At 38.4% G+C, this 15,631-nt stretch carries 16 protein-coding genes; 1 reads left to right on the forward strand and 15 read right to left on the reverse strand.

The window, feature by feature from the left end; translation table 11 throughout:
- Positions 1–42: 42 nt before the first annotated feature.
- The 9 genes from rplI to AC625_RS23615 form a co-directional block, all read right to left on the reverse strand.
- Entirely contained in the window at positions 43–492 is a 450-nt protein-coding gene (rplI, locus tag AC625_RS23575) for a 50S ribosomal protein L9 (RefSeq protein WP_049683483.1), read from the reverse strand.
- Positions 489–2,462 (reverse strand): DHH family phosphoesterase, encoded by a 1,974-nt coding sequence (locus AC625_RS23580; protein ID WP_049683484.1) that lies wholly within the window; start codon positions 2,460–2,462, stop codon positions 489–491. The genes rplI and AC625_RS23580 overlap by 4 nt, the downstream gene beginning before the upstream one ends.
- 56 nt (positions 2,463–2,518) lie before the next feature.
- On the reverse strand, positions 2,519–3,460 hold the full coding sequence (locus AC625_RS23585; protein WP_049683485.1) for a YybS family protein: 942 nt from the start codon (positions 3,458–3,460) through the stop codon (positions 2,519–2,521).
- Positions 3,461–3,917: 457 nt separating this feature from the next.
- Positions 3,918–4,157 carry a 30S ribosomal protein S18 gene (rpsR, locus tag AC625_RS23590; protein ID WP_049683486.1) on the reverse strand — a complete coding sequence of 80 codons (240 nt, stop codon included), beginning with the start codon at positions 4,155–4,157 and terminating at the stop codon, positions 3,918–3,920.
- Between the two features lie 46 nt (positions 4,158–4,203).
- Complete coding sequence (gene ssb, locus AC625_RS23595; RefSeq protein WP_049683487.1) at positions 4,204–4,734, reverse strand: single-stranded DNA-binding protein; 531 nt, start codon at positions 4,732–4,734, stop codon at positions 4,204–4,206.
- A gap of 43 nt (positions 4,735–4,777) precedes the next feature.
- Positions 4,778–5,065 carry a 30S ribosomal protein S6 gene (gene rpsF, locus AC625_RS23600; RefSeq protein WP_049683488.1) on the reverse strand — a complete coding sequence of 96 codons (288 nt, stop codon included), beginning with the start codon at positions 5,063–5,065 and terminating at the stop codon, positions 4,778–4,780.
- Positions 5,066–5,332: 267 nt separating this feature from the next.
- Positions 5,333–6,433, reverse strand: a complete 1,101-nt coding sequence (ychF, locus tag AC625_RS23605; protein WP_049683489.1) for a redox-regulated ATPase YchF — start codon at positions 6,431–6,433, stop codon at positions 5,333–5,335.
- Between the two features lie 173 nt (positions 6,434–6,606).
- Positions 6,607–6,807 (reverse strand): DUF951 domain-containing protein, encoded by a 201-nt coding sequence (locus AC625_RS23610; protein ID WP_049683490.1) that lies wholly within the window; start codon positions 6,805–6,807, stop codon positions 6,607–6,609.
- Positions 6,808–6,840: 33 nt separating this feature from the next.
- Positions 6,841–7,650 (reverse strand): mechanosensitive ion channel family protein, encoded by an 810-nt coding sequence (locus tag AC625_RS23615; RefSeq protein ID WP_245645072.1) that lies wholly within the window; start codon positions 7,648–7,650, stop codon positions 6,841–6,843.
- Between the two features lie 293 nt (positions 7,651–7,943).
- Between AC625_RS23615 and yyaC the strand changes: the two genes are divergently transcribed.
- On the forward strand, positions 7,944–8,570 hold the full coding sequence (yyaC, locus tag AC625_RS23620) for a spore protease YyaC (protein ID WP_049683491.1): 627 nt from the start codon (positions 7,944–7,946) through the stop codon (positions 8,568–8,570).
- Positions 8,571–8,796: 226 nt separating this feature from the next.
- Here yyaC and AC625_RS23625 read toward each other — a convergent pair whose 3' ends face one another.
- The 6 genes from AC625_RS23625 to mnmG form a co-directional block, all read right to left on the reverse strand.
- Entirely contained in the window at positions 8,797–9,513 is a 717-nt protein-coding gene (locus AC625_RS23625) for a DUF554 domain-containing protein (RefSeq protein WP_049683492.1), read from the reverse strand.
- Between the two features lie 278 nt (positions 9,514–9,791).
- The gene (locus tag AC625_RS23630; protein ID WP_049683493.1) at positions 9,792–10,655 is read right to left on the reverse strand and encodes a ParB/RepB/Spo0J family partition protein; all 864 of its coding nucleotides are present in this window, start codon (positions 10,653–10,655) and stop codon (positions 9,792–9,794) included.
- On the reverse strand, positions 10,648–11,409 hold the full coding sequence (locus AC625_RS23635) for a ParA family protein (RefSeq protein WP_049683494.1): 762 nt from the start codon (positions 11,407–11,409) through the stop codon (positions 10,648–10,650). Before AC625_RS23635 ends, AC625_RS23630 begins: the two co-directional genes overlap by 8 nt.
- Before the next feature lie 373 nt (positions 11,410–11,782).
- A complete protein-coding gene (noc, locus tag AC625_RS23645) occupies positions 11,783–12,640 on the reverse strand; it encodes a nucleoid occlusion protein (protein WP_049683496.1) in 858 nt (285 codons plus the stop codon).
- A gap of 357 nt (positions 12,641–12,997) precedes the next feature.
- The gene (gene rsmG / locus AC625_RS23650; RefSeq protein WP_049683497.1) at positions 12,998–13,714 is read right to left on the reverse strand and encodes a 16S rRNA (guanine(527)-N(7))-methyltransferase RsmG; all 717 of its coding nucleotides are present in this window, start codon (positions 13,712–13,714) and stop codon (positions 12,998–13,000) included.
- Positions 13,715–13,738: 24 nt separating this feature from the next.
- A complete protein-coding gene (mnmG, locus tag AC625_RS23655) occupies positions 13,739–15,628 on the reverse strand; it encodes a tRNA uridine-5-carboxymethylaminomethyl(34) synthesis enzyme MnmG (protein WP_049683498.1) in 1,890 nt (629 codons plus the stop codon).
- Between the last annotated feature and the right edge of the window lie 3 nt (positions 15,629–15,631).

Consider the following 15,631-nt stretch of genomic DNA (forward strand, 5'->3'; position numbering starts at 1 on the left):
TCTCTATTTTATCAACTTTTCATCGATATGATAGTGCTAAAATTAGTTAATTTCTTTTACAGAAACTGTTAGTGTCGCCGTCACTTCATGGTGCAACTTAACTGGTAGTTTTGTGTGGCCTAAAGAACGAATCCCTTCATTCAGATCCATTTTTCGTTTATCAATCTTGATGCCATACTTCTTCTGAAGTGCTTCAGCAATTTGTTTTGTTGTAATTGAGCCGAATAATCTGCCACCTTCACCAGCTTTCGCTTCCAACTCAACTGTTAGGTTTTCAATTTTTTCTTTCAATTCTTTTGCTTGCTGTAATTCTTCAGCGGTAAGCTGGTCTTCTTTATTTTTTTGAGCCTCAAGTGTTTTTGTGTTTGCGTTATTCGCTTCAACAGCTAATCCTTGTTTTAAAAGAAAGTTATGTGCATAGCCATCTGCAACATTTTTAACTTCCCCTTTTTTCCCTTTTCCTTTTACGTCTTTTAAAAAGATTACTTTCATTGTCTTTTTCCTCCTTCTAAATATTCATCGATAGCTGCTTTTAATAACGATTCAGCCTCATCAATCGAACCTGTCACTTGAGTTGCCGCATTAGTTAAATGCCCTCCGCCATCAATCATCTCCATAATGACTTGCACATTTATATCTCCGAGTGAACGAGCACTGATACCTACCACGTCATCTGAACGTTTTGCAATGACAAAAGAAGCAACAACTCCGTCCATCGTAAGCAATGTATCAGCGGTCTGGGCGATTAATACTTGATTATGGCTTTCGTCAGGTTCACCAACTGTAATCGCAATGCCCTCCTTATAAAAGGAGACAGTTTCAATGAGCTTCGAACGCTCAATATACGTATGAACATCTTCTTTTAAAAACTTCTGAACGAGTACTGTATCCGCTCCCTGAGTGCGCAAATAAGATGCCGCATCAAAGGTTCTTGAACCCGTTCGAAGGGTGAAGCTCTTTGTATCGACGATAATGCCCGCAAGAAGGGAAGTTGCCTCTAGCATATCCATCTTGCTTTTCTTTGGCTGATACTCGAGCAGTTCAGTCACAAGCTCTGCCGTTGATGAAGCATATGGCTCCATATAAACGAGCAAGGAATGAGAAATGAATTCATCACTACGTCTGTGATGATCTATTACGACCACTTGATCCATTCTGTTCAACAATCGTTCATCAATGACCATTGATGGCTTGTGGGTATCAACAATGACTAGTAGTGTTTCATCCGTAATTATTTCAGAGGCATCCTCTGGTGTAATAAACCGTCCATATAAATCAGGTTTCGTTGTTTTAATTTCCGCTACTAATCGTTGAACGCTTTTATCGATATCTTGAAAATCAATTACGATATAGCCTTCACGATCGTTTGTCTGTGCGACTTTTAATATCCCTATAGCTGAACCAATCGCATCCATATCAGGGCTCTTATGCCCCATCACGATGACCTTATCGCTATCAAGTACAATATCCTTCAACGCATGTGAGATGACCCTCGCCCGCACTCTAGTGCGTTTCTCCATTGGGTTCGTTTTGCCACCATAGAACTTAACCTTTCCATTCGGCAATTTAATAGCTACTTGATCACCACCGCGTCCTAACGCCAAATCAAGACTCGATTGAGCAATTGACCCTAACTCAGGCAACGAGGATACACAAGAACCCACGCCGATGCTTAATGTCAGCGGTACATTATGTTTCGAAGTTGATTCGCGAATTTCATCAAGTATAGCAAATTTCCCTTTTTCCAGCTGTTGTAAAATGCTTTCGTTAAAAATTCCAATAAAGCGATCTGAAGAAGTCCGTTTTAATAAAACGCCATTATCCTTTGCCCATTTATTAAGTAAGGAAGTAACCATGCTGTTTAAACTACTTTTGCGCTGATCGTCCATTCCCTGAGTCAAATCATCATAGTTATCGAGGAAAATCACTGCAATAGCTGTTCGTTCATCTTCGTATAGCTTTTCAATCTCAATTTGTTCTGTGATATCAAAAAAGTACAACAACCGTTCCTCAGGCTTATGCACAACCCTGAATTTCCGGCTATTGAGAGTAATTGTTTCACTCTCCAATTCCTGCTTAATCAACGGAACAATCGCTTCTGCTACATCGTACAACGACCTGCCCGTTAAGGAATCTTCATCAAAGCAGGAAGCTAAGTACGGGTTCGTCCATTCGATGTAATAATCATCATTCATCAGCATGATTCCAATCGGCATTTCGAGTAGTGCCTCTTCACCGACCTTTTTTAAACGATAAGATAAGGTTGAGATATACTCCTCGGTTTCACGCCGATTCCGCAATTCCACTTGCAGAACAAGGGCGAACAAACCAATGAAAAGCAAAAACCCTATAGCTGCAGCCCACCAATTGTAATAAGTGAGAACACCTAATAACAGAATGGCTACCGCCAGCAATCCATATAAACGGGATAGGATCTGGTACTTTTTTAAATATGATGGCATATTTTCAGCTCCTAAAAGCATCATACAATTTGCTCGTTTCAATCATTTTATGCACGTTATTTCTTTTTAGCGATATTTTGTCTCAAAGGAAACCCTAAATCGATAATACCCAAAAATCTAACGATAAATTGAAAAACTGGGTTCATTAATAAAAGGATAATAATGATTATAGGTATGACCTTTGACCATCCTTGTCTATGTGACCAAAAAAAGACAAACGACAAACCTTGTAACAAAACAAAGAACTGCAAGATAAATAAAAGATTGGAGATTACAGTAAATAGGAAATCACCTTGATTAGGATTCGTAGTCATCGCTATAATCATTGTAATTAAATAATACCATAAAATACTTTTGGGAAGTTGTAGTTCTCTAAATGGTGGCCATTTCAATTTCTTTTCGCTAAATCGTTTTAAAAATGGCTGAGCGACTAGAAGGATTAAAAAGGACAAGATAATCGAAGTTATCACAAACATAGACGGTATTAATGTATCCATTAAATCAATTGCAACATAAATGTCTTCTACGCTCTTATCTGTTGGAGACTTTCCAAATGCGGCGAGCATTTCACTGGATTTCTCTACTGATATTTTCAGCATTCCAATACTCTCGGTAATAATATTTACATTCATGAACCAGACAGAAAATCCGAACATTACAATTATACAGGCTAACATGACAAGCACTGTACTTATGAATATCTTGATGGTAGAGTGATTTTTCCTCAGATGATAGCCAATTACAATCCCTGGAAAACCTGTCAGTAAGGCTACTGGTAGAGCCAAGACGGTCCCAAAGATCATAGTTAGTAAACAGGCAATGAATAAGAAGCCAAAGGTCCAGGTCATACTTTGTTTAAGCGCTATTAAAATAAAAGGAACCGGTAAAATAAAAAATAAGATTGATCCAATGAAAGGTAATTGAATCGTCAAAAACAATAATATACTATACAGAGCAAGCAATACTCCGCCTTCCGCTACCTTTCTTCCGTTGTTCAACCCTTCACATCCTTTCATTATTGACGAGGTAAATCATTTTATGACTACAATCCAAATCCTAAAGAATGGAATAGAGGAAAAGCCTTCTATTATTGTAGCTGTTTACAATGCCATATTTCAAACTTTCTCTCTGTTTCTTCTTTCACTTTTATCAAATTTATGTACAATTATGTTCAATAAGGGGGTTAACAGCGACTTTGAATGAAGTATCAGATTCCTTGTATAAAAAAATTACTGATTGGACACAAGATGAAACTTCAATCAGTGGGGTTTTCTTCATCCTCCACCTACGCTTCTTCGATTCCTTTAAGCCTTGAGGTGGGGATCTTACCGCCCGCTAATGCGGGATAAAAGATAACCGTAATTTAAGGATTAATGAGAGGACTTTAAAGCATCGTTCTATTTTCGCTAACAAAAAACACATTAGAGAAACCCCCCAATGTGTTTTTAACTGTTGTTATTCACCAGATACGTATGGTAGTAATGCCATAGTACGTGAGCGTTTAATCGCAATTGTTAATTTGCGTTGGTATTTAGCACTTGTACCTGTTACACGACGTGGTAATATTTTACCGCGTTCTGAGATGAATTTTTTAAGAAGATCCACATCTTTGTAGTCGATGTGAGTAATTCCGTTTGATGTAAAGAAACAAACCTTTTTACGCTTTCCGCGTCCTTTACGTCCACCCATTGCCATTGTTTTGTCCTCCTTCTTATTTAATTTCTTTTAAGCTACCGATCGCTTAAAATGGTAGATCATCATCTGAAATGTCGATTGTTTTACCGTCATTTGCAAATGGGTCATCATCTACGCGTGTATAGTTGTTATTGCTCCGTTGATTCTGATTTGGATTTTGTCCATACGAATTGTTGTTATCAAAGCCGTTATTATTGTTGTTATAACTTTTTTGATTTCCGTAAGAACCGCCTTCATTTCTTTCACCCGCTGAACCGCTTCGTGGTTCAAGAAATTGAACGCTCTCAGCTTGAATCTCTGTCACATATACACGTTTGCCGTCTTGTCCTTCATAATTACGTGTTTGGACACGTCCATCCACGCCAGCTAAACTTCCCTTTTTCAAGAAGTTTGCCACATTTTCTGCCGGTTTTCGCCAAACTACACAGTTAATGAAGTCTGCTTCTCTTTCACCTTGCTGATTCGAAAAAGATCGATTAACAGCTAATGTAAAAGTGGCAACAGGAACTCCATTTGGTGTGTAACGTAATTCAGGATCTTTTGTTAAGCGACCTACTAAAACTACGCGATTCATCATCAGAATCAACCCCTGTCAAATGGGAATTTATATTTATTTCAAATTATGCTTCGATTTTAGTCACCATGTGGCGGATAATATCTTCGCTAATTTTAGCTAAACGATCAAATTCTTGGATCGCAGCTGCTTCACCGTTGATTTTAAGAAGCATGTAGTAACCGTCACGGAAATCATTGATTTCGTAAGCTAGGCGGCGTTTACCCCACTCTTTTGTTTCAGTCATTTCCGCACCATTATCAGTAAGGATTGTGTTGAAACGTTCAACTAGTGCTTTCTTAGCGTCTTCCTCAATGTTTGGACGGATGATGTACATAATTTCGTACTTTCTCATCTCTGTCACCTCCTTTTGGTCTAAGCGGCCCTTATTGGGCAAGGAGCAATTATATAATTACTCACAAGATAAAAGTATAGCACAGTTCTTCATATTTCGCAACACATCTATGTACAGATTGATTGAACTCACTAAATGGGAATGGTCCTATGACAAAGAGTCAGACCCCACTTCTCCTATATATGGGTTTACATTACGTGTATAAGACACAATAAACCGTATTTAGAGAGTGAGGTCTGACCCCTTTTGGTTATCCCCTTTACTGACTTATACGTTAAAACGGAAATGGATTACATCGCCGTCATTCACGATATATTCTTTCCCTTCAAGGCGAACCTTTCCAGCCTCTTTAGCTGCTGAATGACTTCCTGCTGCCAAAAGGTCCTCATACGATACCGTTTCAGCCCGGATAAACCCTCGTTCAAAGTCTGTATGAATCACACCCGCACATTGCGGAGCTTTCATACCCTTGCGGAATGTCCATGCGCGAACTTCTTGTACACCTGCAGTAAAGTACGTAGCAAGTCCAAGTAAATGGTATGAAGCACGAATTAATTGGTCAAGACCAGACTCTTCAATGCCAAGTTCAGATAAGAACATTTCCTTTTCTTCTCCATCAAGCTCGGAGATTTCTTCTTCTATTTTTGCACAAATGACAATGACTTCTGCATTTTCTTTCGCAGCATACTCGCGCACTTGTTGCACATATTCATTATCATCAGCGTTTGCAACTTCAGCTTCACTTACATTTGCGACATATAACATCGGTTTTGCTGTTAGCAAGTGCATGCCTTTCACAACTTTTACCTGTTCATCTGAAAATTCCACGGTACGAGCAGGTTTTTCTGCTTCTAACGTTTCCTTCAAAGCAACTAGAATTTCATGTTCGAACATTGCGTCCTTGTCTTTTTGCTTTGCCATTTTCCCGACACGTTCAATGCGTTTATCAACCGATTCAAGGTCAGCAAGAATCAATTCAAGATTGATCACTTCAATATCATCAATTGGATCTACTTTACCTGAAACGTGTGTGATATTATCATCTGCGAAACAGCGTACAACCTGGCAGATTGCATCCACTTGGCGGATATGTGATAGGAACTTGTTTCCTAGTCCTTCACCTTTACTAGCACCCTTTACAATTCCCGCAATATCCGTAAATTCAAATGCTGTCGGAACAGTTTTTTTGGGTTGCACCAATTCAGTTAATTTTTGCAGACGATGATCTGGTACTTCTACAATACCGACATTCGGGTCAATCGTACAGAATGGGTAGTTGGCAGATTCTGCACCAGCCTGTGTTATTGCATTGAATAATGTAGATTTACCAACATTCGGTAAACCAACAATACCTGCTGTTAAAGCCATATTTTCTTTCACTCCTCTAATAAATTACCTTTTATATTAAAAATAAACTAATTTTACAATTGTATAGTTAAACCTTTCACAATTATAGATAGTGGACATGAAAAAGACAAGGAAATAAAGCAATCCTTCTTCAAGCCTTTAAGCACCATAGTAGCCACTTTGGAAGCTAGTTCTTACTCTTCCTCGTGCTTCTTTAATACTTTCTTCATTTTACGGCTAAATTCACGTCTTGGCAAAATGACACTATGTCCGCATCCTTCACATTTAATGCGGATATCCATCCCTAAGCGAATGACTTTCCAGCTGTTTACCCCACACGGATGGGGCTTTTTCATTTCGACTATATCATTAAGGCCAAATACTTTCTCTTCCACTTTTCTTCATCCTTTTCTCAAACAATTTGTACATTATGACTCTTCTTGGACTGTGGCTTTTAGATGATTCTCATCAATACAGTTTTTTATTTCCTTTCGTAAAACCCTGCCTATAAAGTAGTGCCGCATCGGAGCAGTTTCAGCCGTAATTCTCAGTACTACATCATTTGGGCTAAGTGACTGAATGCCTAACACTTGAGGCATTTTCACGATATCTTCATATTTAGTAGGCAATGATTCAAGCATATGAGAAATCGTTTTTTCCGCACGCTCGATATCCCCATCATAAGGAAGCGTAAGATCAACAACAGCGACACTATTTAGAATAGAGAAATTAGTCACCTCTAGGATACTTCCATTTGGAATCACAAACAGTTGTCCAATTGAGCTCTTAATTTTAGTCGTCCTCAACCCAATTTCCATTACCTCTCCTTCATAATCCTTAATCTTTATTTGGTCACCCACCGAAAACTGATCTTCAAATATAATAAAGAAGCCCATAATTACATCTTTCACCAAGCTTTGTGCTCCGAAACCAACAGCTAACCCGATAATTCCTGCTCCAGCTAATAATGCCTTCACTTCAATGTTTACTGCTTCCAAGATCATAATGATGGTAATAAAATTAACGGTATATGTAAGAATATTTTTTAGTAATCTTAATAAAGTAGCATCTCGACGTTCTGACACACGTATTGGACTGTTTGCACGTATTAAGAAAAATTTAGAAATAATACCTTTTCCAACCTTAATAACAATACGAGATAAAACGAAAATGAGTAAAACTTGTAACAAGCTCTCACCAATTATAAGCCATGTCTCTTCTGCAAAAAATTTGTCCATAAATCCTTCTAACATCTTACTTGAAAAAGGCAAATCAATCACCAACCAAACAGTAATTTTTTTCAATTAAATTGATTTTACTAATCATATTAGTCTCTCAGATAAGTTCTTTTGGTTTAAATAAAAGGAATAGTAAAACATTTCTATAATGAATGTAACCAATGATGGTATTATACCATTTTCAATAACTCTCCAAACTATAATCCTTTTTTTAAATTTCTTTCCCCACCTTCACGTATACCATTTCCTTTTTTTTCGTATACTGTTAGTACTATTACAAAGGAGTGGAGCCGATGAACCTGAAATCTAGTTTATTTGATAATAAAAATGGGATGAGCCGGATTTTACATGATGAGATAGATGCATCACGAAGAGTTTCTCAGGAATTAATTTCATTACTTCCTGCTAACGGGCAGCCTATCGTTATCGTTTGCATTGGAACTGATCGATCCACAGGAGATTCTCTCGGTCCACTAGTCGGAACTTTATTATTAGAAAAAACAATCCCTTCTCCATTTTTCGTTTATGGCACGCTTGAAGAACCCATACATGCGATGAACTTAACTGAACAGCTTGCAGTCATTAAAACGACACATGATAATCCATTCATCATAGGGATTGATGCTTGTCTTGGTCGTTTAAAAAGCGTTGGAATCGTGCAAGTAGGCGAGGGGCCTGTTAAACCGGGAGCTGGGGTTAATAAGGATCTTCCATCTGTAGGGGATGCCCATATTACTGGGATTGTGAATGTAAGTGGATTTATGGAATTCATGGTTTTACAAAACACTCGTCTAAGTCTTGTCCTAAAGATGGCAAAAACGATTGCCAATGGCATTTACTTTGCTAGCAGCCAATTTCCAGCTAAGCAGACAACAATCACTCATTTTAACTTAGTGTTAGATCAGGAAAAAAGTGTGTAGTGGAAGGGAAAAACTTATTCCCTTCTTTTCTAGAAATAGCTATTGTTCCTTCACTCTTGAGACACGACGGTTTCACACATCTTACAGCTAGGCCAAAAGGTTGCACTATCGTCTCTCCTATAGAGGATGTTCAAAAAGTCCGGTAAAAATAGCTGTCAAATTTCTTCGTCGCTCTGTCTCTCCTCGAACTTCTCGGCTCTTTTTATCCTCCTTTTTGAACACACACTTATAATGATATTTTAAAATAATAAAAGACAAATGTAAGTACAGCTACTACTAATATGCCGGGTAAAAGGTTCGCGACTCGAATTTTTGTAACCCCTATTATATTTAAACCAATAGCGAAAATCATAACGCCTCCGGTTGCCGTCATTTCCGAAATGAAGGAATCCAAATAGGCAGCAGGAACCCATTTATCAATTTGCGTTGCAAAGAGAGCGATAATCCCTTGATAGAGCACGACAGGAACACTAGAGAAAATAACACCAATTCCAAGTGTGCTTGCTAGAATAATGGCAGTAAAACCATCAATGATTGCTTTTGTATATAACACCTCATGATCATGTCGAATTCCACTATCCAGCGCACCAATAACTGCCATAGCTCCAATAAGGAATATGAGGGTTGCCGTCACAAAGCCTTGTGAAATGGAATATCCTTCCTTCGATCCTCCCAACTTTCTTTCTAACCAATTCCCCAAGCCATTTAACTTAGCATCTAAGTCAATCCATTCACCGATCACAGCCCCTAGAACTAGGCTCAATATAACAATGAGGAATTGCTGACTTTTAAAGCCCATTTGTAATCCAAGTACTACAACAGCAAGTCCTATCCCACTCATAACCGTCTGCTTCATACTTTCAGGAATATTTTTAAGAAATCTGCCAAGTAATGTGCCAACAATAATACATAAACCATTAACTAATGTTCCTAATAAAACCAACGCATTCACCTTTATCTATGGATATTATGTAAAGAAAAAAATCACCACCTGTCCTTGGCTACAAAAAAGTTAGTTATTCAAATATAAACTTATTTAACCAAAGAAACACAGTGAGAAGTGAACCCCCAGAACTAAGGATCCTGACTAAGTTCGTCACATGCTTATGCCTTCACCAGCATGGCCCGCGCGTAGCAGGTGTACGATTAGATACAAAAAAAATTATGCACTTGTCACTTAATAAAGAAGGGGTGAGTTACGTGAACTCTCCCCTTCTTTATTTATGAAGATAAACCTTCTTGTTGAATCAATTCCAAAATCCGTTCTAGGTCTTCGCGAGAGTAAAATTCAATTTCAATTTTACCTTTTTTCTTACTTTGTTTTATCGTTACCGAAGTCCCAAATCGTTCGCGTAAAACAGATTCACGCTCTTTGATAAAAATGTCTTTTTTCTCTTGCTCTTTTTTACTTGTCGTTTCACGTGGAACATCTTGATTATAATCTTGAATGTATTGTTCTAATTGACGGACATTCATCTCATCCCTTAGTACTTTATCAACGACAAATTGTAGAAGCTCCTTATTCTTCAATGAAAGCAATGCACGACCATGCCCCATTGATATTACCCCATCAGAAATGTAGGCTTGGATCTCATTAGGCAACGAGAGTAGCCTAATATGATTCGCAACATGAGGGCGGCTTTTTCCTAAGCGTTTCGCTAATTCCTCTTGAGTAACCCCTTGCCTTTCTAGTAGTTTCTGATAGGCTGTAGCTTCTTCAATTGGGTTTAAATCTTCACGTTGAAGATTTTCTAAAATAGCCAACTCCATCATTTGGTTTTCATCAAGCGTTCTAACAACGACAGGGACGGTCTTCAAACCCGCTTCCTTTGCTGCTCGAAAACGTCGTTCACCAACGACAATTTCATAGCCCTTAATACTTTTTCTAGCGATGATCGGTTGAAGAATTCCATGCAGTTCAATGGATTGTGCTAACTCTGCAAGTTTCTCTTTCCGGAATACTTTTCGCGGTTGATAAGGATTTGGGCGTAATTCCTTTATATTTACTTCTATAACAGCATCTTCTTTCCCGACTTCAAGATTTGTGAATAACGCATTGATTCCTTTACCAAGTCCCTTAGCCATTCGCTATCACTTCCTTTGCCAGGTCTAAATAAACCTCTGCTCCTTTTGATTTAGGATCATAGATAATAATGGGTTCTCCATGGCTCGGTGCCTCACTCAATCTGACATTTCTAGGAATAATGGTTTGATACACCTTATCCCGGAAGTATTTTTTCACTTCCTCGATCACTTGTAAGCCTAAGTTTGTACGGGCATCAAGCATAGTCAGCAACACTCCTTCAATTTTCAAGGATTGATTCAAATGCTTTTGAACAAGACGAATGGTGTTCAATAGCTGACTAAGTCCTTCTAATGCATAATATTCACATTGAACAGGAATCAATACAGCATCTGCTGCAGTAAGTGAATTTAACGTAAGCAACCCTAATGATGGTGGACAATCAATGATTACATAATCATATTGATCTTTAACTTCCTCAAGCGCCCTTTTTAAACGGACCTCTCTTGAAATGGTCGGCACCAATTCTATTTCTGCCCCTGCAAGTTGAATCGTAGCAGGAATCGTATATAGATTCTCCACCTTTGTCTCTTTAATCACTACATTTGCCTCGACATCCTCGACCAGAATATCATATATACACTGTTCGACATCCGACTTATCAATGCCCACTCCACTCGTTGCATTTCCTTGAGGGTCAATATCCACTAACAATACCTTTTTCCCAATGTATGCTAAACAAGCGCCTAGATTCACTGAGGTCGTTGTTTTGCCAACTCCGCCCTTTTGATTGGCAATCGCAAGAACCTTTCCCATGATGTCACCTACTTTCGACACATTTTCATCTATCTCTTATATACCTATAATTCATTTTCAAATTCTAAAATTTCTGACTCTAATTCTCATACTACTAAAAAGGAAGTCTATAAACCTACTTTATTTTATCATGAAAAAAGAAACTTTTAATTTTTTTCTCGAAATGGAAGAAAATAAGAATATTTTAAGTAGCGTTGATGAATATATGAGTTGAATGTTCAGCTATAGCAAAAAGGGGGCTGTCCCGCATAATGAAAGGGTCATATACCCCATCTACTATATATCGTTTATATGACGTGTACATGACACATTAAACGGTGTATAGAGTGTGAGGTCTGACCCTTCCTGAGACAACCTTAATACTTTTATAAGATTATGATTTCTTCTTTGGAATTTTTATCGTAAATTGATAATATTCCTCAAATTCCTCTTCCTCTGAATCAAGATTTATTCCATTATCGGATACCATTGTAAGAGATTGTCTAATTGTGTTGAGAGCAATGCGCATATCTTTACTGAAAGCCTTTCTCTTCGGTTTCGGTTTTTTATCTAAGCTGCTGAGCAATTTTACAACCCGCTCTTCTGTTTGCTTCACATTCCAATTCTTCTCAATAATTTCTGCAAGGAGTTTAACTTGTTTCTCTGAATCTTTCAAAGGAATTAATGAGCGAGCATGGCGCTCGGTAATCTGCTTTTGCAAAATAGCCTCTTGCACTTCTTGAGGCAGTTTCAATAACCTCAGCTTATTGGCCACTGTAGATTGACCAATCCCCAGCCTTTGCGCAAGTGCTTCCTGTGTAAGCTGATGGAGTTCCAATAACTTGCCATAAGCGAGGGCCTCTTCAATTGGCGTAAGCCCTTCCCTTTGTAAATTCTCTATTAGTGCGACTGATGCCGTCTCTGTGTCATTGAAATCCTTAACAATTGCTGGTGCCGTTTCCCAACCAAGTTTCTGCATAGCCCGGAATCTACGTTCACCTGCAATGATTTCAAACTTGCCATGGTCGTATTCCCTGACAACAATCGGTTGAATGATACCATGTGTATGAATAGTTTGAGCCAATTCAGCAATCTTATTTTCATTAAAAACTGTTCTTGGTTGATAGCGGTTTGGTACTATATCAGAAATGGCAATTTTTTTTATTTCTTCATTCCTGCTAGGTGTCTCCATATCTACTTGCTCTTCTTCTTTTTCGCCTAACCCAAAGAACCGCGAAAAAGGATGCTTCATTTCCCTACACCACCTTTAAAAAGCTCCCATTTATCATATTCTCTATTAAAATGACAAGTCCTTCTAAATATTCATACATATTTACTCGAAATTTACAAGTGAATGTCCCTTAACGAAAGGATCAGAGACCCAAAAACTACAATAAATTGTTCAAATAATGTGTATATAACACTATAAACTGTATATAGAGAAAGGTCTGACCCTTCCTGAGACATCGTCAAGTTTCGTGAAAATGTGTGAAATTTATTATCTTGTAAAAATGCCATGCACATCGTTTGGCCTCACAGCTAAAAAAACTCGGTATCCTAATCACGTGCTGTTCTTAAACAATTCTACAAAACTGACGCAGATCACTCTTTATTCAATCGGCATTTTATTCGGTGTACCTGGCTTACGCGGGTACTTCTTAGGCGTTGTTTTCACCTTACTAATGGTGATAATTGTTCTCTCACTATGTTCTTCTGGTAGCAAAAAATGATGAATATCTTCTACTTTGCCGCCTAATGTAAAAATTGCTTTCTTCCCTGTGTCCAACTCATCATTTGTACTGGCAGCCTTCATAGCAATAAATGTACCATTCTGTTTAACGAGCGGTAAGCAAAGCTCACTTAAAACTGACATCCGTGCAACGGCTCTTGCCATAACAATATCGTAAGCTTCACGATGTTCTTGTTTCTGTGCGAACGTTTCAGCACGGTCGTGATAAAAATGAGTATGTGAAAGATTCAAGGTTTTAGCCAAGTGCTCAAGAAAAGAAATTCGTTTATTAAGAGAATCTACAATGGAAATATGTAACTCTGGAAAACAAATTTTTAACGGGATACTGGGAAAACCTGCACCTGCTCCTACATCACAGATTTTATATGACTTAGTAAAGTCAAAGTAAAATGAAGCACTAATAGAATCATAAAAATGCTTTAGATAGACTTCTTCTTTATTTGTAATGGCCGTTAAATTCATTTTTTCGTTCCACTCAACTAATAGTTCGTAGTACGTTTCGAATTGCTGAAGCTGCAAAGGAGAAAGCGCAATGCCTTTCTCTTTCAGCTTAGCTTGAAATTGTTCGATATTCATAAGCTTCAATCCTTTTCAATCCATCTAGTTTTGAGGAATACGAGCAATCTTTCCTTGTTCTAAATAAACAAGTAAAATCGATACATCAGCAGGGTTAACTCCTGCAATTCTCGAAGCTTGTGCCACTGATAGCGGATGGACTTGTTTTAATTTTTGACGTGCTTCAGTAGCCAAGCCGCTGATAGCATCATAATCAATATTTTCCGGGATTTTTTTATTCTCCATTTTTTTCAAACGGTCTACTTGCTGAAGTGACTTTTCAATATATCCTTCATATTTAATTTGGATTTCTACCTGTTCTGTCACTTCATTGTCCAAAGGTACCTCACTTGGAGCGAGTAGTTGAATTTGTTCGTAGTTCATTTCCGGTCGTTTCAATAAATCAGCAGCTCGAATTCCATCCTTTAATTCACTTCCACCATGTTCAACAATTACTTGCTGTACTTGTTGAGTAGGTTTGATAAATAAGGTTTGCAGACGTTCCTTTTCTGCTTCAACTGCTGCCTTTTTCAATAAGAAACGTTGATAGCGCTCTTCTTTAATCATTCCGATTTCATGTCCAATTTCAGTTAAACGTAAATCAGCATTATCATGGCGTAAAAGGAGGCGGTATTCAGCACGCGACGTAAGCAGACGATACGGCTCGCTCGTTCCTTTTGTCACAAGGTCATCTATCAATACCCCGATATAAGCATCTGAACGGCTTAAGATTAGCTCTTCTTTTCCGAGTGCATTTAAGCCGGCATTGATTCCTGCCATTAATCCTTGTCCAGCAGCTTCTTCATAGCCGGATGTTCCGTTAATTTGCCCTGCAGTATACAGTTTTTTCACTTTTTTTGTTTCTAACGTAGGCCATAGCTGTGTCGGAACGATTGCATCGTATTCGATTGCATACCCTGCACGCATCAATTCCGCTTTTTCTAATCCAGGAATACTTGCGAGAAGTCTTCGTTGTACGTCTTCTGGCAGACTTGTCGATAATCCTTGTACATAGACTTCTTGTGTATTTCTTCCTTCCGGTTCTAGGAAAATTTGGTGACGTGGTTTATCATTGAAACGAACCACTTTATCTTCAATAGAAGGACAATAACGCGGACCTGTACCTTTAATCATCCCTGAGTACATAGGTGAACGGTGTAAATTTTCATCAATAATCTGATGGGTTTCTTCATTCGTGTATGTGAGCCAACATGGCAATTGATCTGTAATGAATTTCGTTGTTTCATAAGAAAATGCACGCGGAGCATCATCACCAGGCTGAATTTCTGTTTTACTATAATCAATGGAATGACTGTTAATCCGCGGCGGCGTGCCTGTTTTAAATCGAACTAAGTCGAATCCAATTTCCTCTAAATGCTCGGATAGTCGAATAGACGGTTGTTGATTATTCGGGCCACTTGAATATTTCAATTCACCAAGAATAATTTCTCCACGGAGGAAAGTTCCTGTTGTAATGACAACTGTTTTTGCATGATAAACAGCGCCAGTTTGCGTAATAACCCCTTTACAGACATGATCTTCAACGATAAGGCGTTCAACCATACCTTGAACTAACGTTAGATTGGGTTCATTTTCAATCGTATTCTTCATTTCCTGTTGATATAAGGTCTTATCTGCCTGTGCACGCAAAGCACGTACTGCTGGCCCTTTTCCAGTATTCAGCATTCTCATCTGGATATGCGTTTTATCAATATTTTTTCCCATTTCTCCGCCTAAGGCATCAATTTCCCTGACAACGATTCCTTTTGCCGGGCCCCCAACAGAAGGATTACATGGCATAAAAGCAATCATATCCAAATTTATCGTAATCATTAGCGTTCTTGCTCCAACGCGAGCCGCTGCAAGACCAGCCTCACTTCCTGCATGTCCTGCGCCAATGACAATCACATCATAGCTTCCTGCTTCATATTGCATCCA

This window comes from Peribacillus loiseleuriae, assembly GCF_001183985.1.
GTDB classification, from domain to species: Bacteria; Bacillota; Bacilli; order Bacillales; family DSM-1321; genus Peribacillus; species Peribacillus loiseleuriae.

Bases quoted from the DNA above. Each gene is read 5' to 3' on its own strand.
- rplI (WP_049683483.1), bottom strand. From the start codon at position 492: ATGAAAGTAATCTTTTTAAAAGACGTAAAAGGAAAAGGGAAAAAAGGG.
- AC625_RS23580 (WP_049683484.1), bottom strand. From the start codon at position 2,462: ATGCCATCATATTTAAAAAAGTACCAGATCCTATCCCGTTTATATGGA.
- rpsR (WP_049683486.1), bottom strand. From the start codon at position 4,157: ATGGCAATGGGTGGACGTAAAGGACGCGGAAAGCGTAAAAAGGTTTGT.
- ssb (WP_049683487.1), bottom strand. From the start codon at position 4,734: ATGATGAATCGCGTAGTTTTAGTAGGTCGCTTAACAAAAGATCCTGAA.
- rpsF (WP_049683488.1), bottom strand. From the start codon at position 5,065: ATGAGAAAGTACGAAATTATGTACATCATCCGTCCAAACATTGAGGAA.
- ychF (WP_049683489.1), bottom strand. From the start codon at position 6,433: ATGGCTTTAACAGCAGGTATTGTTGGTTTACCGAATGTTGGTAAATCT.
- AC625_RS23615 (WP_245645072.1), bottom strand. From the start codon at position 7,650: ATGGACAAATTTTTTGCAGAAGAGACATGGCTTATAATTGGTGAGAGC.
- yyaC (WP_049683491.1), top strand. From the start codon at position 7,944: ATGAACCTGAAATCTAGTTTATTTGATAATAAAAATGGGATGAGCCGG.
- AC625_RS23630 (WP_049683493.1), bottom strand. From the start codon at position 10,655: ATGGCTAAGGGACTTGGTAAAGGAATCAATGCGTTATTCACAAATCTT.
- AC625_RS23635 (WP_049683494.1), bottom strand. From the start codon at position 11,409: ATGGGAAAGGTTCTTGCGATTGCCAATCAAAAGGGCGGAGTTGGCAAA.
- noc (WP_049683496.1), bottom strand. From the start codon at position 12,640: ATGAAGCATCCTTTTTCGCGGTTCTTTGGGTTAGGCGAAAAAGAAGAA.
- rsmG (WP_049683497.1), bottom strand. From the start codon at position 13,714: ATGAATATCGAACAATTTCAAGCTAAGCTGAAAGAGAAAGGCATTGCG.
- mnmG (WP_049683498.1), bottom strand. From the start codon at position 15,628: ATGCAATATGAAGCAGGAAGCTATGATGTGATTGTCATTGGCGCAGGA.